Annotated in this window: 21 protein-coding genes; 6 read left to right on the top strand and 15 right to left on the bottom strand. The window is 58.0% G+C overall.

Translation table 11 applies throughout. From position 1 onward, the window contains the following. Positions 1-281: 281 nt before the first annotated feature. Positions 282-509 (bottom strand): hypothetical protein, encoded by a 228-nt coding sequence (locus C8K63_RS27555; protein WP_108219561.1) that lies wholly within the window; start codon positions 507-509, stop codon positions 282-284. Positions 510-604: 95 nt separating this feature from the next. Between C8K63_RS27555 and C8K63_RS27550 the strand changes: the two genes are divergently transcribed. The 4 genes from C8K63_RS27550 to C8K63_RS27535 all read left to right on the top strand — a co-directional run bounded on the left by C8K63_RS27550 (position 605) and on the right by C8K63_RS27535 (position 5070). Beyond that, on the top strand, positions 605-1549 hold the full coding sequence (locus C8K63_RS27550) for a chromate resistance protein ChrB domain-containing protein (protein WP_108219560.1): 945 nt from the start codon (positions 605-607) through the stop codon (positions 1547-1549). Next, the gene (gene chrA, locus C8K63_RS27545; protein WP_108219559.1) at positions 1542-2900 is read left to right on the top strand and encodes a chromate efflux transporter; all 1359 of its coding nucleotides are present in this window, start codon (positions 1542-1544) and stop codon (positions 2898-2900) included. Before C8K63_RS27550 ends, chrA begins: the two co-directional genes overlap by 8 nt. An 83-nt stretch (positions 2901-2983) precedes the next feature. Continuing rightward, a complete protein-coding gene (locus tag C8K63_RS27540) occupies positions 2984-3436 on the top strand; it encodes a chromate resistance protein ChrB domain-containing protein (protein WP_108219558.1) in 453 nt (150 codons plus the stop codon). Positions 3437-3753: 317 nt separating this feature from the next. After that, a complete protein-coding gene (locus C8K63_RS27535) occupies positions 3754-5070 on the top strand; it encodes an MFS transporter (protein ID WP_108219557.1) in 1317 nt (438 codons plus the stop codon). Positions 5071-5148: 78 nt separating this feature from the next. Here the strand turns inward: C8K63_RS27535 and C8K63_RS27530 are convergent, their stop codons facing one another. The 3 genes from C8K63_RS27530 to C8K63_RS27520 form a co-directional block, all read right to left on the bottom strand. Next, positions 5149-5451: a metal-sensing transcriptional repressor gene (locus tag C8K63_RS27530; RefSeq protein WP_108219565.1), complete on the bottom strand. Its 303-nt coding sequence runs from the start codon at positions 5449-5451 to the stop codon at positions 5149-5151. Positions 5452-5581: 130 nt separating this feature from the next. Next, a complete protein-coding gene (locus tag C8K63_RS27525; RefSeq protein WP_108219556.1) occupies positions 5582-5974 on the bottom strand; it encodes a YkvA family protein in 393 nt (130 codons plus the stop codon). Between the two features lie 102 nt (positions 5975-6076). After that, positions 6077-9100, bottom strand: a complete 3024-nt coding sequence (locus tag C8K63_RS27520) for an FAD-binding and (Fe-S)-binding domain-containing protein (protein WP_108219555.1) — start codon at positions 9098-9100, stop codon at positions 6077-6079. Between the two features lie 159 nt (positions 9101-9259). Here C8K63_RS27520 and C8K63_RS27515 point away from each other — a divergent pair, with 159 nt between their 5' ends. Then, on the top strand, positions 9260-10144 hold the full coding sequence (locus C8K63_RS27515) for a LysR substrate-binding domain-containing protein (RefSeq protein WP_108219554.1): 885 nt from the start codon (positions 9260-9262) through the stop codon (positions 10142-10144). 3 nt (positions 10145-10147) lie between these two features. Here C8K63_RS27515 and C8K63_RS27510 read toward each other — a convergent pair whose 3' ends face one another. From C8K63_RS27510 to C8K63_RS27475, 8 genes are all read right to left on the bottom strand, one after another. Then, on the bottom strand, positions 10148-11692 hold the full coding sequence (locus tag C8K63_RS27510; protein ID WP_108219553.1) for an amidase family protein: 1545 nt from the start codon (positions 11690-11692) through the stop codon (positions 10148-10150). A gap of 157 nt (positions 11693-11849) precedes the next feature. Next, positions 11850-12743: a glycine betaine ABC transporter substrate-binding protein gene (locus C8K63_RS27505; protein ID WP_108219552.1), complete on the bottom strand. Its 894-nt coding sequence runs from the start codon at positions 12741-12743 to the stop codon at positions 11850-11852. Between the two features lie 42 nt (positions 12744-12785). Next, positions 12786-13454 (bottom strand): ABC transporter permease, encoded by a 669-nt coding sequence (locus C8K63_RS27500; RefSeq protein ID WP_108219551.1) that lies wholly within the window; start codon positions 13452-13454, stop codon positions 12786-12788. Between the two features lie 2 nt (positions 13455-13456). Beyond that, the gene (locus C8K63_RS27495; RefSeq protein ID WP_108219550.1) at positions 13457-14455 is read right to left on the bottom strand and encodes an ABC transporter ATP-binding protein; all 999 of its coding nucleotides are present in this window, start codon (positions 14453-14455) and stop codon (positions 13457-13459) included. Next, positions 14452-15141, bottom strand: coding sequence for an ABC transporter permease (locus C8K63_RS27490; protein WP_108219549.1), 690 nt, complete (start codon positions 15139-15141; stop codon positions 14452-14454). Before C8K63_RS27490 ends, C8K63_RS27495 begins: the two co-directional genes overlap by 4 nt. Positions 15142-15483: 342 nt before the next feature. Next, positions 15484-16479: a GlxA family transcriptional regulator gene (locus C8K63_RS27485; protein WP_108219548.1), complete on the bottom strand. Its 996-nt coding sequence runs from the start codon at positions 16477-16479 to the stop codon at positions 15484-15486. A 165-nt stretch (positions 16480-16644) separates the two neighbouring features. Next, positions 16645-17619, bottom strand: a complete 975-nt coding sequence (locus C8K63_RS27480) for an alpha/beta fold hydrolase (RefSeq protein ID WP_108219547.1) — start codon at positions 17617-17619, stop codon at positions 16645-16647. A 35-nt stretch (positions 17620-17654) separates the two neighbouring features. Beyond that, on the bottom strand, positions 17655-18548 hold the full coding sequence (locus tag C8K63_RS27475; protein WP_108219546.1) for an amidohydrolase family protein: 894 nt from the start codon (positions 18546-18548) through the stop codon (positions 17655-17657). Positions 18549-18801: 253 nt separating this feature from the next. Here C8K63_RS27475 and C8K63_RS27470 point away from each other — a divergent pair, with 253 nt between their 5' ends. Next, a complete protein-coding gene (locus tag C8K63_RS27470) occupies positions 18802-19122 on the top strand; it encodes an isochorismate lyase (protein WP_108219545.1) in 321 nt (106 codons plus the stop codon). A 346-nt stretch (positions 19123-19468) separates the two neighbouring features. Here the strand turns inward: C8K63_RS27470 and C8K63_RS27460 are convergent, their stop codons facing one another. The 3 genes from C8K63_RS27460 to C8K63_RS27450 form a co-directional block, all read right to left on the bottom strand. Further along, positions 19469-19798 (bottom strand): DHCW motif cupin fold protein, encoded by a 330-nt coding sequence (locus C8K63_RS27460; RefSeq protein ID WP_108219543.1) that lies wholly within the window; start codon positions 19796-19798, stop codon positions 19469-19471. A 110-nt stretch (positions 19799-19908) separates the two neighbouring features. Beyond that, positions 19909-20283 carry a tautomerase family protein gene (locus C8K63_RS27455; RefSeq protein WP_108219542.1) on the bottom strand — a complete coding sequence of 125 codons (375 nt, stop codon included), beginning with the start codon at positions 20281-20283 and terminating at the stop codon, positions 19909-19911. Between the two features lie 6 nt (positions 20284-20289). After that, entirely contained in the window at positions 20290-20625 is a 336-nt protein-coding gene (locus tag C8K63_RS27450) for a carboxymuconolactone decarboxylase family protein (protein ID WP_108219541.1), read from the bottom strand. Positions 20626-20714 lie beyond the last annotated feature (89 nt).

The following is a 20714-nucleotide window of genomic DNA, read 5'->3' as shown; positions in this document are numbered from 1 at the left end:
AGGTTGCCCAGAAACAGAAGGCTGAAGCCGCTGTCGCCCAAAGCAAAGCCAAGGCGACCGACCGCAGCAACGGCTGATCGGTGTAGCGCGTCCCCGGGCCGACAGAAATGTGCGGCCTCAAGCCTCAAAAGCAGCACCCAAGGTGCTGCTTTTGCTTATCTAACCGAAATCCCGCTTACACAAAATCCAGTGTGTTGAATCCACGGTCGTCAGCAGCCTTTCGCGAAGGGCTGCTTTGGGGCCTGTTCTTCAGGTCTGTGCTCAGAAGCGATAGTTGGTGCTCAGCTCCAGCGACCGTGGGGCACCTGGCGCCCCAGCTCCGCACCATACAGCAGGTTATGGTTCATCCCGGCGAGCACGGTGCGCTGGTTGAGTTCGGTCTGGTTGAAATCGTCGTTGATGCGGTAATCGACACCGGCCGTGAACGAGAACACTTCACTGCGGGTGTAGTCGTCATCCCGGAAGGTATCACTGTTGTCCAGCGCGCCTATCCCAGCGTCGTCATCCATGCTTGCCAAAAATCCTCTGTTCTCAAGGACAGCTTTCCAAACATGTAAAACAGAGATAATGTAATTTTAATTACAAAATAAATTGCGATCTCTACATGAAAAATTGGCTGACTTTGATTCTAGGCCTGCCCACCGCGAATGCCACCGAACGCATGCGCGCTTGGCGTGCCTTGAAAGCCTCAGGTGCTGCGGTCTTGCGCGATGGCGCCTACCTGTTGCCTGACACCGGTTTGTGTCGTGAAGTGCTGGCGTCTGTAGAGCGTGACATCCTTGCCATCAAGGGCACCGCGTTCGTCCTGCCCGTCGTCGATCCTGATGGTGAGCGCTTTGTCGAGTGGTTCGACCGTAGCGGTGATTACGACAAGCTTCGTGCGCAGATCGAAGAATGCCGTGGACAGCTGAATGCTGAAAATGCGCTGGCGACGACCAAACAAATTCGTAAGCTGCGCAAAGCCTACGATCAACTGGCAAGCATCGATTACTTCCCAGGCAAGCCGAAGCAAAAGATCGATTCGGCGTTGCAGGAGCTAGAGACGGCGGTCAGTAGAGCCCTGTCGCCGGATGAGCCACACAGCAGCAACCACCCGATAACGGCACTCAATCCTGGCGATTATCAGGGCCGTATCTGGGCAACACGCAAGCGTCCCTGGGTCGACCGGCTGGCGTGCGCCTGGCTGATTCGCCGCTTCATTGACCCCCACGCTCGGATCCTCTGGCTCGAGCACCCCCAGGACTGCCCAGCCGACGCCCTTGGCTTTGATTTCGATGATGCGGTTTTCAGCCATGTCGGCAACCGCGTGACCTTCGAAACCCTGCAAGCCAGCTTTGAACTTCAGGAGCCAGGCCTGAACCGCATTGCGGCTTTGGTGCATTACCTCGATGTCGGAGGCATTCAACCGGTGGAGGCTGCCGGCATCGAGCGCGTGCTGGCGGGTCTGCGCGAAACCATTCTCCACGACGACCAACTGCTGGTTGCCGCGAGCGCCATCTTCGACGGCCTGCTCGCCGGGTTTGTAAAAGAGGAACAACCCAATGAATAAGGTTTTCGCACCAGCGGTTGAAGAGGATCTGTCGAAGCCAAAGCCGATCAGTTTGCGCGAGGCTTTCTGGTTCTGGTTGAAGCTGGGTTTCATCAGCTTCGGCGGGCCAGCCGGACAGATCTCGATCATGCACCAGGAACTGGTGGAGCGTCGGCGCTGGATCTCCGAACGACGCTTTCTGCATGCCCTCAATTACTGCATGTTGCTGCCTGGGCCAGAGGCTCAACAGTTGGCGACTTACATCGGCTGGCTGATGCATCGAACCTGGGGTGGAGTGATTGCGGGGGCGCTGTTTGTGCTGCCCTCACTGTTCATCCTGATCGCTCTGTCGTGGGTGTATATCGCGTTCGGCGAAGTGCCCGTGGTGGCCGGGCTCTTCTACGGGATCAAGCCTGCCGTGACCGCCATCGTGGTGCAGGCGGCCCATCGAATCGGCTCTCGGGCGTTGAAGAATAATTGGCTGTGGGCGATAGCGGCGGCATCATTTACCGCCATCTTCGCGTTCAATGTCCCATTCCCGCTGATCGTGTTGGGTGCAGCTTCAATCGGCTATGTCGGTGGACGCCTGGCGCCCGAGAAGTTCAGGACTGGCGGCCATAGCGCTGCCAAAAAGTCTTATGGTCCGGCGTTGATCGATGACGACACGCCCTCCCCTGAGCATGCCCGATTCAGTTGGTTGAAACTGGTGCCGCTCGCACTGATCTGTGCCGCACTGTGGGCGTTGCCAATGGGGATTTTGACCGCCCTCTTTGGCTGGGAAGGCACTTTGACCCAGATGAGCTGGTTCTTTACCAAGGCCGCGTTGCTGACCTTTGGTGGGGCCTACGCTGTCCTTCCGTATGTCTACCAAGGCGCAGTCGGTCACCATGGCTGGCTGACGCCGACGCAGATGATCGATGGCCTGGCGCTAGGAGAAACCACACCGGGGCCACTGATCATGGTGGTGGCTTTCGTCGGCTTTGTCGGCGCCTATGTCTTGCAAGTATTCGGTGCCGATCAAGTATTTCTGGCGGGAGCTGTGGCCGCCGCCCTGGTGACCTGGTTCACCTTCCTGCCCTCGTTCCTGTTCATCCTTGCGGGTGGCCCGCTGGTAGAGTCTACTCACAACGAACTCAAATTCACCGCACCGCTCACCGCCATTACGGCGGCCGTCGTCGGTGTGATCCTTAATCTGGCGTGTTTCTTCGGCTATCACGTGCTGTGGCCAAAGGGCTTCAGTGGCAACCTCGATTGGCCGTCTGCACTCATCGCCATTGCGGCGGCAATTGCCTTGTTCCGCTTCAAGCGGGGCGTCATCCAGGTGCTGATGGCCTGCGCGCTCGTCGGTTTGGCAGTCCATCTGCTGCGCTAGACCGCACGAGTGGATTAACAGTCTTTGGCGAGCATTGGGCTCGCCAGATCACCCAGCCTACCGAACCAGGCAGGAGGTGTTCCATGAGGTGGATTACACGTGAACGGCCCAAGATTGACCGCATCGCCTGTCCCTGGCTGATCGCGCGCTTTATCGATCCGCAGCCCGAGTTCTTATACGTGCCCAGTGGCGACGTACTGCGTCTGGCGGCGGAGAAAGACGCGGTGCCCTACGACATTCCCGGCGTAGAACTGACTCATGAGGGCGAGCTGTGCAGCTTCGACGCTTTTCTGAAAAAGTACCGGCTCAGTGAGCCCGCTTTGCAGCAGTTGGCCAGGATCGTCCGTGGAGCTGATACCTCCCGCCTCGATCTGACTGCGCAATCGGCTGGGTTGTACGCCATCTCACTGGGACTGTCGCAGCGATATTCCGATGATCATGAAATGCTTTCGCATGGACTGATCCTGTACGACGCACTCTATGCATGGTGCAAGGAATGCCAAGGTGAATCGCATAACTGGCCTCCACAAATGTGAGAAAGCCAGCTTGCATCAATGGTAGGAGCGAGTTGGCTCGCGATGGACTCAAGAGCGCCGCGTTTAGCCAGTAAATACGCGTTATCGTTAACGACCATCGCGAGCAAGCTCGCTCCTACAATTTCCTTAATCTCTCCCCGACATTAGATGAAAGGCTGGGCGCCTGTTTCTTGAGCTGTCCCTGCCTCTGGTTTAGGATAGCTTTATATCCCCCCAGGGGGGATATAAAGCATCTATAAACAACAAACTCTTCGCTGTCTTTTTCGAGTAAAGCCCGACAACCAGACAGGCGTTCGCCTCTTCCTGTGAGATTTCTCATGCTGACAATCCTGGCCAACCGAACCTACCGTCACCTCTTCCTGGCCCAGGTGATTGCACTGGTAGGGACTGGTCTTGCCACTGTCGCGCTAGGCCTGCTGGCATTCGATCTTGCAGGCGCCCAAGCGGGCGCTGTCCTCGGTACAGCGTTGGCGATCAAAATGACGGCCTACATTGGTGTTGCACCCATTGCAGCGGCTTTTGCAGAACGTCTACCCCGGCGAACAATGTTGGTCTCGCTGGATCTGGTGCGAGCCTTGGTCGCGTTGGCTCTGCCGTTCGTGACGGAGGTCTGGCAAATCTATGTGCTGATTTTCGTCCTTCAGTCGGCCTCGGCGGCGTTCACCCCGACGTTCCAGGCGACCATCCCTGACATCCTGCCGGATGAATACGACTACACCCGCGCCTTGTCGCTATCGCGTCTGGCCTACGATCTTGAAAGTGTCGCCAGCCCAATGCTCGCCGCCGCATTGCTGACGGTGATCAGCTTCCACAACCTGTTCGCAGGCACTGTCATTGGTTTCCTTGCCTCTGCAGCCCTGGTCGGCACAGTGCTATTGCCAAAAGCGAAGAAAACACCACGACGCAGCATCTACGAACGAACCACCCGTGGCATGCGCATATTCCTGGCAACGCCCCGGCTGCGAGGGCTGCTGGCTCTTAATCTGACGGTTGCGGCCGCCAGTGCCATGGTTATCGTCAACACAGTGGTGCTGGTACAGTCCCGCTTCGCACTGCCGCAAAGTTCTACGGCGTTGGCGCTGGCCGCGTTTGGAGGCGGCTCGATGATCGCGGCTTTGGTCTTGCCTCGGCTGTTGAAAGACATCAAAGACCGAACAGCCATGCTGTTTGGCGGAGCAATCCTGGTCGCAGGCTTGGCAATTGGCATCAACCTGACCACCTACAACTTCCTGTTACCTCTGTGGACGGTACTCGGCGTGGGCTATTCCCTGGCCCAGACCCCGAGCGGTCGGCTGTTGCGTCGCTCGGCACATGCCGAAGATCGCCCGGCACTGTTTGCCGCCCAATTTGCACTGTCCCATGCCTGCTGGTTGATTACCTACCCACTGGCGGGATGGCTGGGCGCCAACATCAGCCTCACGGCGTCGTTTGCCGGGCTCGCTGTCGTGGCAGGTGGCGCACTGGTGGTCAGTATCGTGATCTGGCGTCCTGCGCATGACCAAGAGTCGATCAAACACACCCATGAGAACCTGCCGGTCGATCACACTCACCTCGACGGGCAGGATGGTGTGGATCACGAACACCCGTACGTGATCGATGATCAGCATCGCCGATGGCCAGACAGACGACCGTAAGTTCCCAGGATTTGCCAAGGCTGGCTGGTCAGTCTTCAGACCAGAAACCGTAGCGCTTGCAGCGCGGGCATGGCAGGCCTAGAGGTACTTGGTGATCTGCTTGAAGGCTTCCAGTGGTGCGCGCTCACCATTGTTCAACGCCGAGACGGTGTCTTCCAGGCAGTGATCGATGTGATCCTGAATGAGCGTGCGCTTGGCCTGACACACCGCTTTTTCAACAGCGTGCAGCTGCTGGGCGATGTCCACGCACTGACGCCCATCTTCGATCATGGTGATGATGCTGCGTAAGTGGCCGTCCGCCCGCTTGAGTCGCTTGATGATCGCTTCGTGACTTTGGTGGGTGTGGGGGGTGTGGGGATGGTTGTGTTCGAGCTCACTCATCATTTGAGTCTTCGCGATTCATGAATGACGCGAATCTTATCCCCCCATGGGGGATGCAAGCAATTCAGTATCCGTCTGCACTTGGGTATTCGTCCGGGCGATCAATTTCTGGCTACTGCGACAGGCAGCTTCACGCCCTGAGGAAGCAAGCCCCCAAAATACCCGCAGCAACGAGCCAGACCAATACAACGATCACTGCAGCAAATCTGTTCGCTGGCCGCTTCACATGGCTTTTCTCCCACTCACTCGCTTTGTGCTGACAGTCCTCGAGCACCTGCGCCGGCATCAGCCGAATCGCGAGCAGAATCCCAAGCGGCAAAATGATCACGTCGTCCAGGTATCCAAGCACAGGAATGAAGTCAGGAATGAGGTCGATTGGACTCAGCGCATACGCCACGACAAAAACCGAAATCCATTTGGGTAACCAGGGTGTTTGCGGATGCTGATAGCAAAACCAGAGAACCATGGTTTGCCGTTTTAGCCTTCTGGCCCAGCCACGTAAACGATCAAGTATGCGTTTCATGTCGTAATTGTCAGTACCCGAAGGAGCGTGCCTGCGAGCGTAGCGCCTTAGGCGATTGACTGCTACGGGTCGAATAACGACGGTCTGGCATCGCGTTCCTCTTCACTTCGCGAGCGTACGCTCTAACACAACCTCCAATGGATGGCGCAATTGCAGGTTGGCAAAGCGCTTCACCTGACTGCGACAGGAGTATCCCGTTGCCAGCGCCTCGCTCTCTTTTTCCAGCTTGCCGGACCAGGACTGCTCAAAAATGGTTCGTGAGCTGCCTTGGTTTCGTGCTTCATGGCCAAAGGTTCCGGACATGCCGCAGCAACCGGTCGCCTCAGTCGTCAGCTTGAGCCCGAGCCGGGCAAAAACGGCTTCCCATTGCGAAGTGCTGGCCGGGACATTGGTTTTCTCGGTGCAGTGCGCCAACAAACGGAAGGTCCCGGTCGCGGGATGCGGGTTTTCCGGCAACGCATCGGACAGCCATTCCTGAGGCAGCAAGACCTTCGGGCAATCGTTGAGTCCTGGTACTTTTTGATATTCCTGGCGGTAGACCAGCGTCATCGCCGGGTCCAGTCCCACCAGCGGTACGCCGCAGTCGGCGAGCGCCTTGAGCTGATTGCCGTTGCGGATCGCCGCCTTGGCGAAGGCGCCGAGGAAACCCTGCACATGCAAAGGCTTGCCGTTGGCGCTATAGGGTGCCAGAAACACCCGATACCCCAACTGATGCGCCAACTGGATAAAGCTCGCCAGCAACGGCGTTTCGAAGTAACGGGTGAAGGCGTCCTGCACCAACACCACGCTGCGCTCGCGTTGTGCCGCGGTCAGTTCGCGCAGGGCGGGTACGCTGGCGACCGCGACCTTGCAGCGGGTCAGCGTGGCCTGCAAGTCATGGCGGTGGATCAGCGGGCTGTCGAGCATGCCGACCTGTCGCTCGAGCAGGCGGCTCACCCATTTCGAGCCCATCACTGCGTTGTACAGACCCGGCGCATAAGCCATGTAGGGAATGGTGAACTCCAGCGAGCCGATCAGGTAGTCACGCAGCGGTCGTTGATAGCGACCGTGGTACAGCTCCAGAAAACGCGAACGGAATTCCGGGACGTTGACCTTGACCGGGCATTGTCCCGCGCAGGATTTACAGGCCAGGCAGCCGGCCATCGCGTCATAGACCTCATGGGAGAAATCCGCCTCGCCACGCGAGCGCGCCAGGTTATTGCGTAACCGCGCCGGCAACCCGCTCAACCACGACAACTTGCCGCGGGCTGCTTGCAATACGTCAATATTGGCCGCGCCTTGCAGACGCAACCATTCGCGAATCAACGACGCCCTGCCCTTCGGCGAATGCTGGCGCTCACGGGTGGCTTTCCACGACGGACACATCGCATCAGAGGGGTCGTAGTTGTAGCAGGCGCCGTTACCGTTGCAGTGCATGGCGGTACCGAAGCTTTGCCAGACGCGCTCGTCGATCTGCCGATCCAGATCACCGCGCAGCGTCACTTCGTTGACCTTGAGCAAGCCTTGGGCAGCATCCGGCGGCGTGCAGATCTTGCCGGGGTTGAGCTGGTTGTGTGGGTCAAACGCGCCCTTGAGCGATTGCAGCGCCGGGTACAGCTCGCCAAAAAATTCGGGGACGTATTCCGAACGCAAACCCTTGCCGTGCTCGCCCCACAGCAACCCACCGTAACGTCGGGTCAATTCGGCCACAGCGTCGGAAATTGGCTTGATCAGCGCGGCCTGGGCCGGGCCTTTCATGTCCAGCGCCGGGCGCACGTGCAACACACCGGCATCGACGTGACCGAACATGCCGTAGCTCAGGCCGTAACTGTCGAGCAATGCACGAAACTCGGTGATGTAGTCAGCCAGCTTCTCCGGCGGTACGGCGGTGTCCTCAACGAAAGGCTGCGGGCGAACCTCGCCTTCGACATTGCCCAATAGCCCGACCGAGCGTTTGCGCATGGTGTAGACACGGCTCACGGCTTCGGCACCTTCGGCGAGCGTGTGGCCCAGTCGCTCGATAGACGTGTCGGTCTGCAGATGCTGCACAAACAACGCCACGCGAGCGTTCACATCCGCCACGTCTTCCCCGCTGAACTCCACCAGATTGATGCCCAGCGTCGGACGCTCGGCGTTCGCCGGGAAATACTCGGCGACGCTGTGCCAGACGATGTCTTTCATCGCCAGCAGCAACACCCTGGAGTCCACGGTTTCGATGGATAACGGCTTGTGCGCCAGTAACGCATTGGCGTCACGCAGCGCATCCATGAAGCTGCCGTAACGCACGTTCACCAGCACCGAATACCTGGGAATCGGCAGCACGTTGAGCTTGGCTTCGACAACGTAGCCCAATGACCCTTCCGCACCACACAGCACACTGTTGAGGTTGAAACGCCCTTGCTCGTCGCGCAGGTGTGCCAGGTCGTAACCGGTCAGGCAACGGTTGAGTTTGGGGAATACCGACTCGATCAGCTCGGCCTGGGTCTCCTGAATAGTGCGCGCCACCCGGTACACTTCGCCGATACGGCCGGACTGCGCGCAAGCCGCCTCCAGCTCCACTTCGGACAGCGGATGGCTATGCAGGCGCTCACCACCGAGCAGTACGCTATGCAGTTCCAGCACATGATCGCGGGTCTTGCCATAGGTGCAACTGCCCTGGCCGCTGGCGTCGGTGTTGATCATGCCACCGACGGTGGCACGGTTGGACGTCGACAGCTCCGGCGCGAAGAACAGCCCGTGCGGCTTGAGCGCGGCATTGAGCTGGTCCTTGACCACGCCCGCCTGCACCCGCACCCAACGCTCGGCGACATTGATTTCGAGGATGGTGTTCATGTGCCGCGACAAGTCGACCACGATGCCATCGGTCAATGACTGCCCGTTGGTGCCGGTGCCACCACCGCGCGGGGTCAGCTTGATCTGGCGAAAGCGTGGCTCGGCCATCAAGGTTGCGATGCGTGAGATGTCATCCGCATCCAGGGGGAACACCGCCGCTTGCGGCAGCCGCTGGTAAATCGAATTGTCGGTCGCCAGCACGGTGCGGGTGGCGTAGTCGGCGCTGAGCTGACCGCGAAAGCCGCTGGAGTGCAAGGCTTGCAGAAACTCCGGGTACTGGGCCGCGGGTGCAACGGTGGGCAACTGAGCGATCATCGCTGGCTGTTCTCTTGTCGGTCTAATCACGGAAAAACTCAAAACACTTGTCGCTTGAGCATTAATGGGTCAGCCTCAGGTCGTCGGCCATGCCAATGATCCTGCAGGCTCTGGCACCGGACAAACGGATAATCCTGCCGCTATCGATGACTTTTACGAATGAATTACCGTCACCTCACCCCTTCGATGTCGTTGCTGCTGGCCTTTGAAGCCGCCGCGCGCCATGAAAGCTATACCCGCGCCGCGATGGAACTGTCACTGACCCAAAGCGCCGTGAGCCGGCAAGTCCAGGCGCTGGAGCAACAACTGGGCCTGACGCTGTTCCGCCGTGAAGGCCGGCAAGTGCAATTGACCGATGTCGGTCGTCTTTATCAGCGGGAAATGAGCGAAGCGCTCGGACGCATCCGCAGCGCCACGTTGCAGGCCATGGCTTATCAATCCGGCAGCGGCACGTTGCGCCTGGCCACCTTGCCGACCTTCGGCTCGAAGTGGTTATTGCCGCGCCTGCATGACTTCTACAAAACCCATCCCGGCATGCTGGTGCACATCAATTCCCGGATCGATGCCATCGACTTTGAAACCAGCGGGATCGATGCCGCGATCATGGTCGGCAGCGCCAACCTGCCGGGCCTGATCAGCCATCGCCTGCACACCGAAGAACTGATGGTGATCATTTCGCCAGAAGCAGCCGAAATCCATGTCGCCTGGACCCCTGACCGCATTGCTGGCCAGACGCTGCTCAACGTCGCGAGCAATGCCAACGTCTGGGGCGAGTGGTTCAGCCACCACGGCCTGCCCCATCGGATGATGCGCCTGGGGCCGAGTTTCGAACTCACCTCGCACTTGATCCAGGCCGTCAGGGCCGGCATCGGCATCGGTCTGGTGCCACGGATCCTGGTGGCCGACGAGTTGGCCAACAACGAACTGATCAGCCTCGATCAGCCCTTCGCCAGCCAGCGCAGTTACTACCTGGCCTATCCGCCGCGCAACGAAATGCTGCCTTCACTCGTCGCGTTTCGCACCTGGTTGCTGGAACAGATCTGACGGTTACCGCCCAAGGAACGCATAGCCGAAACCCACCACCTTGGCGTCTTCGCCGTAGCCGCCCAGGAACGAAACACCCACCGGCAGGTTGCCCTCGATGATGCCTGCCGGAACGGTGATCTCGGGAAATCCCGTGGCCGAGGCAATGTACGACGACGCGTAGGTATCGCCGGACTTGCACACGTAACTGTCATCGCTCACACCGTGCACCACCGAAGCCGGGCAGTTGATGGTCGCGAAGAACAGGCTGTCGACTTTGTTCTGCTTCATGATGCCCATCAGCTGCGCGCGCAGCTGTGGAATCTTCCGGGAAAGAATGGAGATGTACTGCGGCGAATCGGCGCTTGTGGCATTCGCTACCGCTTCCAGTCCCGCCAGGCGTGCCGGGTTCATCCCATGCGCAGCGTTTTGCGCCTGATTTTGTTTGGCCAGGTCGAGAAACTGCGCAAGCGTTCGCGGTTGGCCCGGATTGAGGGTGGCGAGGTAGCGTTCGAATTGCGGCTTGAATTCGCTGTCCCCCACAGGGCCGAGCACGTCGCTCCACAGGGTTTCAAAGGTTTTTGGCAATTCGATGGAGACGACCTGCGCACCGCGCTTGACGAGCGTTTCCTGCGCAGCTTTAAAGACCGCATCCACTTCCGGGTTCGCCCCCTTGAAATTACTGACTACGCCAATGGTCTTGCCTTGCAGTGAGGTATGGCTCAGTGCCGGTTCGAACTGTATTTTGTCTGCAGCAAGGTCGAAGGTCGCCGCGTCGCTTTTGTCCTGGCCCTTGATCACATCGAGCACGATGGCCTGATCCAGCACGCTGTTGGTAATGACGCCTGCGGTATCGAACGCAAGCGACAGCGGAATGACGCCGCTACGACTGATCAACCCCAGCGAAGGTCGAAAACCCACCGTACCGGTGACGCTGGCCGGCGCGCGGATCGAGCCGCTCGTATCCGACCCCAATGCGAAAGGTGCGAACGCCGCCGCCACCGAGGCGGCAGAACCGCTGCTGGAGCCGGATGCATCGCGCTTGGTGTTCCGCGGGTTCAGCGTCTGCCCGCCAAACGAGCTGTAGCCAAACCAGCCAAAGGACGCGGCCAGTTCCGACAGGTTGGCTTTGCCGAGCACAATGGCTTGCCCGTCGATCAGCTTCTTGACGGTGAAGGCATCCTGGCTGGGCACCGACGAACGCAGTACAAAGGAACCCCCGGAGGTGACCATACCGGCGGTGTCAAAGTTGTCCTTCACCACGAACGGAATACCGGCCAGCGGTGCGTACCTGGCAGTGGGATTTTTCGCCCGCTCAGCATCCCACTTGCGGGCCTGATCGATCGCCTGTTCATTGATGGTCACCAGCGCATTGATGTTCTGGCCCTGGTGATTGTTCGCCTGAATGTTATCCAGATAGTGCTGCACCAAATGTTCGGAACTGAGAGTCCCGTTGTCCAACGCATGACGCATGTCGGCGAGGGTCATGCGTTCGATACTGTCATCCGCCTGAGCACTTGCTGCCATTAGCAAAAACGTGCACGCCACGAACTTTTTATTCAACTGCATTGTTATTCTCCGAGTGGGTACAGGCGAACGAAACCGGCTCGCACCTGATGTGGATGCAAGGGAATGAATGGGAGGCAGGAAAAAAAGGGCCGGGGTTATTCCGCCGGCCCTGGTAGGTTCTGAAGGCAACGTCAAAGATCGCAGCCTTCGGCAGCTCCTACAGCAATTGATTCTTTTGCAGAAATTCCCTGGACACGCTCTCGATGGATTCACGGCCGACATCGACCCGGGAATTTAGGCCTGCGATGGTGTCGTCATCCAGCCTGGACGACAGGGCGTTGAGCAACTCGCCGATCTTCGGATTCTCTTTGAACACTTCAGTGCGAATTACCGGGGTCAGCGCGTAGCTGGGGAAGAAGCCTTTATCGTCTTGCAGCACCACAAAGCCGAAGGCCGGAATTCGCCCATCCGTCGACAGGACCAAGGCCAGATCGACCTGCCCGTCCCTAAGCGCCTGATAGGTCAGCCCGCCGTCCATGCGGACGATGTTCTTGCGCTCAAACTCAAACTTGTAGGTCTCTTGCAGAGGACGCAGGCCATCGGGGCGGGAAAAGAACTCAGCGTTGGAGGCAAATTTATAGGACTTGCCTGTTGCGACCTTTTTCGCAAGATCGCTGATCGAGGCGATTCCATCCTTCTCGGCCTCTTCCTTGCGCATGGCAAAAGCGTAGGTGTTGTTGGCCTTGGAAGGGTTCAGCCAGGTGATGCCTTTCTGCGCATCCAGCTCGCTGATTTTCTTGTACGTTTCGTCGGCGTTGAGCTTGTCCGTGACTTTATTGTAAGTAATCAGCGAAGTGCCGGTGTATTCCCAATACACATCGACCTGACCGTTCTCTTGCGCCGCGCGCAATACGGAAGAACCCAAGTCCGGGCGCTTATCGACACTGTAGCCATTGGCGCGCAGGAGTTGAGCGGTCATCTCGGCAACCAATTGCTGCTCGGTAAACTTCTTGCCGCCGACCACAATCGTGCTGTTGGCAGAAGCACTGCCCACAACACCGCAAACAAGACTCAGGGTAAAGATCAGACTGGCCAGCATTCGATAAATCATCGTGCACCTCATATTATTGATTTTTGTCTATGGTCTTCAGATTCATTCGCGCCCGGCCAACCTCAAGCCCCGTGACACTGCAATGTTTTGAATCAAGCCGCAGCCCAGATCGACCGCAATCGCCAACAACGCGGTCGCCGCGGCGCCGGCCAGCATCATGCCGAAGTCGTTCAAGTCGATCCCGGTAAAGATCAACTCACCCAGCCCGCCGCCACCGACCAGGAAAGCCAGCGGCGCGGTCCCGACGTTGATCGCCAGCGCCGTGCGGATGCCGGCGAAAATCACGTTCATCGCGTTCGGAATTTCAACTTTCCACAGCGTTTCCCGAGGCGTCATGCCCATGGCCTCGGCCGCTTCGACCAAGTGCTGCGGCACCGCACGCAAGCCTTCGTAGGTATTGACTGCCACGGGCAACAACGTCGCGACAAACAAGCCGATGATGGCCGCGCCGCTGCCGACACCAATGAAACTCATGGCCAATGCCAGCAACGCAAGCTTGGGGATCGCCTGCCCTACGTTAAGGACCTGCATGCTGGCCATGGCGTAACGCTGGTTCGCCGGACGGCTCATCCAGACGCCCAACGGCAGCGCGATGACCAGCGCCAGCACCCCACTGACTGCCACGATCTGCAGATGCTGGACCGTCAGGTAGCTGATATCGCCCCAGTAAAATTGCAGCCCTTTCCACAATCCGATCAGTAAGTCAGACATTGTCAGTGCACCACCGGAGTAATGTTTTCAACCAGTCGCGCCAGAATGTCGGCCTGGTGGACATAGCCGATAAAACGTCCGTCGCTGTCATTGCAAAGCGCCCAGTCCTGGCCACGACCCAGCAATTGCGAAAGCACCTGGCGCAGGTCGTCCCCAGGCTTGACGATCAGGTGCGATTGCGAAACGACAGCGCTGTTGCCGCCCACGATCTGCATGTGTTCCCGTGGCGGGACCTTGCTGGCCACGTCAGACGCGCGCAGCAGACGCAGGCGCTTCATGATCCGGTCGCCGCCCATGAAGTTCGCCACGAACTCGCTGTTGGGCCGGGCCAGCAGATCATCCGAGCTGCCGAACTGCTGGATTTTTCCGTTATGGAACAGCGCAACGCAGTCCGCCATCTTCACCGCTTCATCGATGTCATGACTGACAAACAGCACGGTCTTGTTGACCAGGCGCTGGATGCGCATGAATTCGTCCTGGATCACTTCCCGGTTGATCGGGTCGATCGCGCCAAAGGGCTCGTCCATCAGCATCACCGGCGGATCCGCTGCCAGGGCCCGAGCCACGCCGACGCGTTGCTGTTGACCACCGGAAAGCTCACACGGATAGCGCTTGAGAAATTTCGACGGATCCAGCGCGACCACTTCCAGCAACTCCGCGGCGCGCTTTCGGCTTTTGGTTTTGTCCCACCCCAACAGATTGGGAACGACGCAGATGTTTTCCTCAACGGTCATGTTCGGGAACAGGCCGACTTGCTGGATCACATAGCCGATGGAGCGTTTGAGGGTGACGCTGTCCAGTTCGGACGTATCGCGACCTCCAATTCTGATCGTGCCGGAGGTAGGCGTGATCAGTCGGTTGATCATTTTCAGCGTCGTGGTCTTGCCACAGCCCGACGGCCCAAGCAGTACGCAGATCTGCCCCTCTTCAACATTGAATGAGACATCTTCTACTGCAGTGATTGAGCCGAATTGCTTGTTGAGGTTTTCGATCTGGATCACGTCGTAGCTTCCTTCATTCGGCCGGTGGCCACTTTGTTCTTGTTCAGGCCTTTTGGCGTCAGCAGGCGCTGCAAGCCGTACAACGCGTAATCGGCCGCAATGGCGATGACACTGATGACAATCGCGCCGGCCAACAACTGTCGGGTATCCGATTGCGCGATGCCGCGAATGATGAGGCTGCCCAGGCCGCCGGCGCCGATGTAGGCCGCGATGGCTGCGATGCCGATGTTGATGACGGTCGCCATCCTCACGCCCGCCATGATCAGCGGGACCGCAATCGGCAGTTCAACCTTGCGCAGTCGTTGCCAGGTCGACATGCCCATCCCGATCGCTGCTTCGCGCAAGGCCGGATCGATGTTGGAGATCGCTGTGGTGGTGTTGCGGATGATGGGCAATTGGGAGTAGAGGAACAGCGCAATGACCGCTGGTACGACGCCGATCCCGTAGCCGATCAGCGACAGGGCCGGAATCATCAGCCCGAACAGCGCGGCGGAAGGAATGGTCATCAGGACCGCGGCGAACGCCAGGACCCAACGGCGCGTTCTGGGGTGCTGGGAGATCGCGATCCCGACAGGCACGCCGGTCAGAATCGCCAGACCCACCGCAACCGCCACGATGAGCAGGTGCTGCCCGAGTAGCAGACTGATCAGCCCGCCGTTTTCCAGAATGAAACTCAAGGTTTCCATGTGTTATGCCTTCTGTACGTCATTGTTGTTTTTATCGGTCGTGCATCTGGAATTGAACGCCGGATCTGTAGGAAACATTACCGCGCTACTGCAGGTGCTCTGAGCTTCGAGTTCGACGATTTCTATCAAAAAACCGACGTCACGCGGCAAGCCAATGCGCAACGCAAAGTGCAGGGTCGATTGCAGACGCCAGTATGCGGGATCGCCAAATGACAAGGCTTGCCAGAGCGCACCGCCTGTCGGGGTGAGTCATTAGCTAGCTATGGGATTTTACAGAGAGGATTGGTTCAGAGGCTTTTCAGGGGATTGGCGTTTGTTGACCCATGCGCCCAGTAACTGAAATCAGGAGTGAGCATCATCAAATTTCCGCCGCTCTTCACCGGGCGTACATCCCCAGACACGACGGTAAGCAGCCCCCAGATGTGACGCTGAGACGAACCCACAGCTGTAGGCAATGGACGCAATGGGCTGGGTGCTTTCACGCAGCAACCGGCGTGCTTCGTTCAGCCTGAGCTCCAGATAGAACTTCTTCGGCGTCATGCCGAAGTGCTGATGCCAAAGCCGTTCGAGTTGACGATGGGACAGATTGCAACGGTCGGCGATCTCTTCGATGCCGACGATGTTCTCCAGATTGTTCTCCATGAAGGCGATGGCGGCTGTCAGCCTGCGATCGTGAATGCCGAACCGCCACTGAATCGACATCCGCTGATGCTCTTCCGGCGCTCTTATCCTGGCATGCAGAAATTGCTCGGCGATGCTCGCCGCGAGCTGGGTACCGAAATCAAGCGCGATTTGTGCCAGCATGAGATCGATGGCCGCCGTCCCCCCGGCGCACGTCCAGCGGTTGCCATGGTTGACGTAAAGCTCCCTGGTGACTTCGATCGAGGGGAATTCTTCCGAAAACTGGCCAATGGACTCCCAGTGCAGGGTGCAGCGCTTGCCTTCCAGCAAGCCGGCGCGTGCAAGGATGAACGTACCAGTGCTCAATGCGCCGACGGTAATCCCGCGGAACGCTGCGCGCTGCAGGAAGCGCAGCATTTTTGGTGGTTTCTGATGTTCGATGTCCAGGCTCGCCAGGACAAAAACGCGATCCAGCTCCGGCGCCTGATCAACCGGCACGGTCTGGATTTCGATACCGCTGCTGGAACTGACCGGTCCGCCCGACTCCGTGAGCAGGGTCCACTCATAAAGCGTTTTGCCGGACAGCCGATTGGCCGCGCGCAAAGGCTCGCTGGCACCCGCCAGGGCCATCATGGAGAACTGAGGAAGAATGAGCAGCCCGATTCGCTTGGTTGTGCTGCTATTCACAGACGTCGCCGATTCACTGGGGGCTGTCATCGCCAGATCCTTTCATGGTAGTTCCAGCCGTTCGAGTGAACAGCTCAGGCCACACCGGGGAAGTGGCTTTGGACACGCCATGTTAGGGGTTGGGCACGCATTCAGCCAGATTGAATCGCTGCGAGACTTCGGCACCCGAGGTCTCGCAGGACAATGGCGAGCGGATCAGCCGCGCGCGCGGATGGCTTCGTCGATGCTCTGGATCATCGACTTGAACACAGGGCTGTCGACCTGATTCTGCTGGCCATGCTGCATGTGCGAAATGATCAGCGCGTGCGGGCCGGCATCGCCCGGATAGTTCTGGTGCAGACGCACAGACTCCGACGGCATGTGCAAGGTATTGTCGGCGCCATGGATGATCAGCGCTGGCGGGAAACCTTTTGCACCTTCAATGGACTGCTCCGGGTCATAGGCCACATAGGACTTGTAGGACTTTGCCGTCACGCAGGTGCAGCCCGGCCAACGGTCCGCACCGCCCGCTTCGGTGTAGCCGCCCAGTTGCTGATCGACATAGGCTTGGGTTTCAGGATCCAGCGGGTAATAACCAAGACGGGTTGCATCAGTGCCGGTGTCGAACGGAGGGATCGGCGCGTCATCCGCGAGTTGCTCGATGGCCGCGTCAGCCGCAGCCTGATCAGCGCGCAAGGCTTGCAGTTTACGGATGTTGGTGTAGCTCATCGGCACCCAGAAGCGGATCTGTTCACCGCCGGCCGCGGCCAGTTCAGCCACCGCACCGAGGCTTGCCACCGAGCCCATCGCCCACGACGCGACCACCGGCATCTCGCCGAAATTCTCGCGCGCCCATTCAACGGCACCGAGCACTTCATCCTTCTGGTCTTCGAGGATGACGTTGGTGATGATCTTGTCACCTGACTCGATGGTGTTACGGATGTGCTTGTTGGAAAAAAAGCCTGCCACATCGTAGGTCATGACGCGATAACCACGGGCTGCCAGGGCGCGCCCGAACAACTGGCCGTACATCGTGACCCCGCCGGTGAAGCCGGAGTTGAAGATGACCGGTGGCAGTTTTTGCGCCGCAGCGTCGAGTTGTTCTGGCTGAAATACCGTGCCTTTGAGGCTCAGGGTTTCATCGCCGTACTTGACGGTGAAGTTGATGTCTTTTGTTGTAATGTTCGTCATTGCTGGTTATCTCGAAGTGGGAGCGTGGGCGTAGATCAACTTACCCATTGGCCAGATGCTCCTCGCAGAAGTTGGCCAACAGGAATTCGGGTTTCTTTGGAAACATGCAGTGCAACGGCATCGACAAAGTTGAAAGCCGTGCCCGGATTGAAAAGGTTGGAATACGGAACTCCCTTGTTGTCAGTTCCAACATGAGGTGCATCCGTTGCTTCCAGAAGAATCTTGTCCGCGCCGACTGCGCAAACAATTTGCGTCACGAAACGAGCGGTTTCCTCGGGGTGAACAGAGGTGCGATAACCAGGGCCCTTGAACCACACGTTGCCCCGTTCTCTGGCTTCGGTGAGCAGCGCGATGTAAGCCGGCTCAGTGATGTCACGCTCGCTGTGACAAGTGCCCAGGTGATCGATGATGACCCGCACATTGCGAGGGATCTGGCGCAATACACGCAGATTCGTCTCGGCTTCTTTCGCGTAAATGTGCAGATGCTGGCGCGGTAACAAGCGACCATAAAACGCCGACCACTGCCCATCGCTGAATTGCGTATCGGAAACCGTTTCCGGCCGTGCATCGTGCAGAACGATCCGGGCGCCAACCACCTGCGGGTGCGAGAGACGTTCTTGTGTGGCGTAAGCCGGTTCTGCCTTGATCGTCCCCACCAGTTTGACGTCCCCATAGCGCTGAGGGTTGGCCGCCTGGAGATGCTTGAGTTCGTCAAATGAAGCAAATACGTTTTCTGAATCCGGCAGAATACTTAAATGGACATTATTGAGGAGCGTCGGAGCAATTCCGGCATCGATCAATGTGTCCAGATAAGTCGTCAGCGGATGCGGTTCAGGTAATGCATAGGGCAGCGAACCGGCCACTCGGCGCAGGTCTTGCGATGTATAAAAATGAACGTGACTGTCTATTCTTTTGATCAACGGCAGCATGATTATTGTTTCCTGCTTTTGTGCGAAAACAATAATCGTCGTCAGCGCTTCGTCGCTCCCCCCAACTCGACGTGTAGTATCAAAATTTCGCCATGCGTGTTTTTTTGGCTAAGGCAGATCGGCGAACTCTTTAAACCACGTCAATCGATAAGGCAGCGGATTTTATGGTATTCAGGCTGTATCGCTCGTGGAAGACAGCGCGCCGATACTTCTTCCAAGGGCCCACGAACTTTCAGCAAACGGAGTCAACTACATGGACGTCATCAATCAGTTGCAGCCCGAAGAGTGTGCAGGCATGGAGGATATCCGACGCGAAATCGATGCCCTTGATCAGGTTGTTATCAAACTGTTGGGCAAGCGTTTTCACTACGTACTGGCGGCCTCGAAGTACAAGACCTCAGCGACTTCGGTGCGTGCTCCGGAGCGTTTCAAGGCCATGTTGGCGACACGACGCGAGTGGGCCGAGGCCGAGGGCCTGAGCCCGGATGCAATCGAGAAGATGTACAGTGACCTGGTGAACCACTTCATTGCAGAAGAGATGAAACACTGGGCGGCTCATCAATCCGACACCTGACTCTAGTGTCCGGATTGTCCGCCGTGGGTCGTTTTCTGCCTTTCGCGACCGGCAGAGAACGGCCAATTCTGTTGAAAAAGTCGCTCTGCCCAAACTGCCTGATCATTGACTGGTGATAACGTCTTTTTTGCACGCTGCCACGTGAAATCCGAGTCTGGAAGACTCTGCCAAAAGTAAAGATTTCAACCTTGGACGCGTACTTTTCTGATACGCAAACCATGGCCGACTTTTTCAACAGAATCGGCCAGAAGCAGTCATTCGCACACGTATACTTCGGACCCCATATTGTGGCCGCATTGGCCACAAACGAATTGGGTGGGCGCGTTATGCAGGTCCGCCCCCACGACTAATCCACAATGAACAACTTCGCCCCGGTGGTGGTGAATGATCGATGTCCCTCAGCATTATTGCCCACCTGATAACTCATGCCCGGCGACAGTGAGAACTGACGACCATCCTCCAGTTCAGTATGCAACTGACCCTCCAGGCACAACAGAATGTGCCCCCTCCAGCACCAATGATCGGCCAAATATCCAGGGCTGTACTCGACCATCCGCACACGCGTTGAACCAAACTGGCAGGTACGCCAATAGGCTGTGCCTGTCTGACCGGCATGCGCCACCGGCTCTATCATTGACCAATCGGTGGTACCGAACGGGATTGCAGTAAGATCCATGGTTGCCTCATCCAAATACAATAAATGCAGACCGTATCAATCTGGCGATGGCGCCGATAGACACAGACGGCCCGCGCTTATGGGATACAGGCGCTGTACAAACCCGAAGGCTAGTTGCCCCGCCCTCCTCCAAACGACCACTCATCGCCGGCCGTAGTGCTGATCACCACCATGACATCCTCCGCGTTCAGTCCCGTCGCCCGCCCCAGTTTCTCGACCAGGTCGCAGTAAAAACGTTGTTTGGTCTCAACACTTCGAGGACGGCCTGCTGTAATCGCGATTAGCACAAAGTCATGGCTACGCGGCCCGCCCAAGTAGTGGGGATCAAATATCAGCTCGCCGAGCTCATGTTGATGAATGGCCTGGAAGCGATCAGTCTTCGGCACTTCGAAGCTCTCGACCAAGGCGTCGTGCAATCCCTCAGACAATGCCTGTAAATACTCTACCGACTTCCCGCGGTGCAGTGAAATTCGTGCAAACGGCATCAAAAATTACTCCTGACGTTTTGGAAGGCAAGTCTGTAGTTCTCTGAGCAGATTCAGTGCCGAGGCAGCCGTCGGCCAACCGGAATAAAACGCCAGGTGGGTGATGACTTCGGCCAGTTCGTCGACACTCAAGCCGTTATCCAAAGCACGTTGCAAATGAAACGGCAGTTGCTCCAGACGGTACATCGCCACCAGCGCGGCCACCGTCGCCAGACTGCGTTCACGGGGCTTCAATTGCGTACGCGTCCACATGTCTCCAAACAATACGTTGTCGGTCAGCCCGGTGAACTTCTGCAGGTAGTTGCTCTGGTGTTCTCGCCCCGTGACAATCGATGCACTCATGATGTTTCCCCCCCTGATGTCCCAATTGACGGGAGAAAACTATCAAATCGCGATAATTCCAAATATCAGATTTAATAGCACCAATCATC

It is taken from the genome of Pseudomonas sp. GV085, assembly GCF_003050925.1.
In the GTDB taxonomy this organism is placed as follows: Bacteria; Pseudomonadota; Gammaproteobacteria; order Pseudomonadales; family Pseudomonadaceae; genus Aquipseudomonas.
Note: the sequence above shows the minus strand (reverse complement) of the source record. Positions and strands in the feature narration are given on the sequence as shown.

What these genes read in the sequence shown, in the direction of transcription:
- C8K63_RS27485 (WP_108219548.1), bottom strand. Translation starts at nt 16,479, where the DNA reads ATGACAGCCCCCAGTGAATCGGCGACGTCTGTGAATAGCAGCACAACC.
- C8K63_RS27480 (WP_108219547.1), bottom strand. Translation starts at nt 17,619, where the DNA reads ATGACGAACATTACAACAAAAGACATCAACTTCACCGTCAAGTACGGC.
- C8K63_RS27535 (WP_108219557.1), top strand. Translation starts at nt 3,754, where the DNA reads ATGCTGACAATCCTGGCCAACCGAACCTACCGTCACCTCTTCCTGGCC.
- C8K63_RS27475 (WP_108219546.1), bottom strand. Translation starts at nt 18,548, where the DNA reads ATGCTGCCGTTGATCAAAAGAATAGACAGTCACGTTCATTTTTATACA.
- C8K63_RS27460 (WP_108219543.1), bottom strand. Translation starts at nt 19,798, where the DNA reads ATGGATCTTACTGCAATCCCGTTCGGTACCACCGATTGGTCAATGATA.
- C8K63_RS27530 (WP_108219565.1), bottom strand. Translation starts at nt 5,451, where the DNA reads ATGAGTGAGCTCGAACACAACCATCCCCACACCCCCCACACCCACCAA.
- C8K63_RS27515 (WP_108219554.1), top strand. Translation starts at nt 9,260, where the DNA reads ATGAATTACCGTCACCTCACCCCTTCGATGTCGTTGCTGCTGGCCTTT.
- C8K63_RS27510 (WP_108219553.1), bottom strand. Translation starts at nt 11,692, where the DNA reads ATGCAGTTGAATAAAAAGTTCGTGGCGTGCACGTTTTTGCTAATGGCA.
- C8K63_RS27500 (WP_108219551.1), bottom strand. Translation starts at nt 13,454, where the DNA reads ATGTCTGACTTACTGATCGGATTGTGGAAAGGGCTGCAATTTTACTGG.
- C8K63_RS27470 (WP_108219545.1), top strand. Translation starts at nt 18,802, where the DNA reads ATGGACGTCATCAATCAGTTGCAGCCCGAAGAGTGTGCAGGCATGGAG.
- C8K63_RS27450 (WP_108219541.1), bottom strand. Translation starts at nt 20,625, where the DNA reads ATGAGTGCATCGATTGTCACGGGGCGAGAACACCAGAGCAACTACCTG.
- C8K63_RS27520 (WP_108219555.1), bottom strand. Translation starts at nt 9,100, where the DNA reads ATGATCGCTCAGTTGCCCACCGTTGCACCCGCGGCCCAGTACCCGGAG.
- chrA (WP_108219559.1), top strand. Translation starts at nt 1,542, where the DNA reads ATGAATAAGGTTTTCGCACCAGCGGTTGAAGAGGATCTGTCGAAGCCA.
- C8K63_RS27455 (WP_108219542.1), bottom strand. Translation starts at nt 20,283, where the DNA reads ATGCCGTTTGCACGAATTTCACTGCACCGCGGGAAGTCGGTAGAGTAT.
- C8K63_RS27525 (WP_108219556.1), bottom strand. Translation starts at nt 5,974, where the DNA reads ATGAAACGCATACTTGATCGTTTACGTGGCTGGGCCAGAAGGCTAAAA.
- C8K63_RS27555 (WP_108219561.1), bottom strand. Translation starts at nt 509, where the DNA reads ATGGATGACGACGCTGGGATAGGCGCGCTGGACAACAGTGATACCTTC.
- C8K63_RS27550 (WP_108219560.1), top strand. Translation starts at nt 605, where the DNA reads ATGAAAAATTGGCTGACTTTGATTCTAGGCCTGCCCACCGCGAATGCC.
- C8K63_RS27490 (WP_108219549.1), bottom strand. Translation starts at nt 15,141, where the DNA reads ATGGAAACCTTGAGTTTCATTCTGGAAAACGGCGGGCTGATCAGTCTG.
- C8K63_RS27505 (WP_108219552.1), bottom strand. Translation starts at nt 12,743, where the DNA reads ATGATTTATCGAATGCTGGCCAGTCTGATCTTTACCCTGAGTCTTGTT.
- C8K63_RS27540 (WP_108219558.1), top strand. Translation starts at nt 2,984, where the DNA reads ATGAGGTGGATTACACGTGAACGGCCCAAGATTGACCGCATCGCCTGT.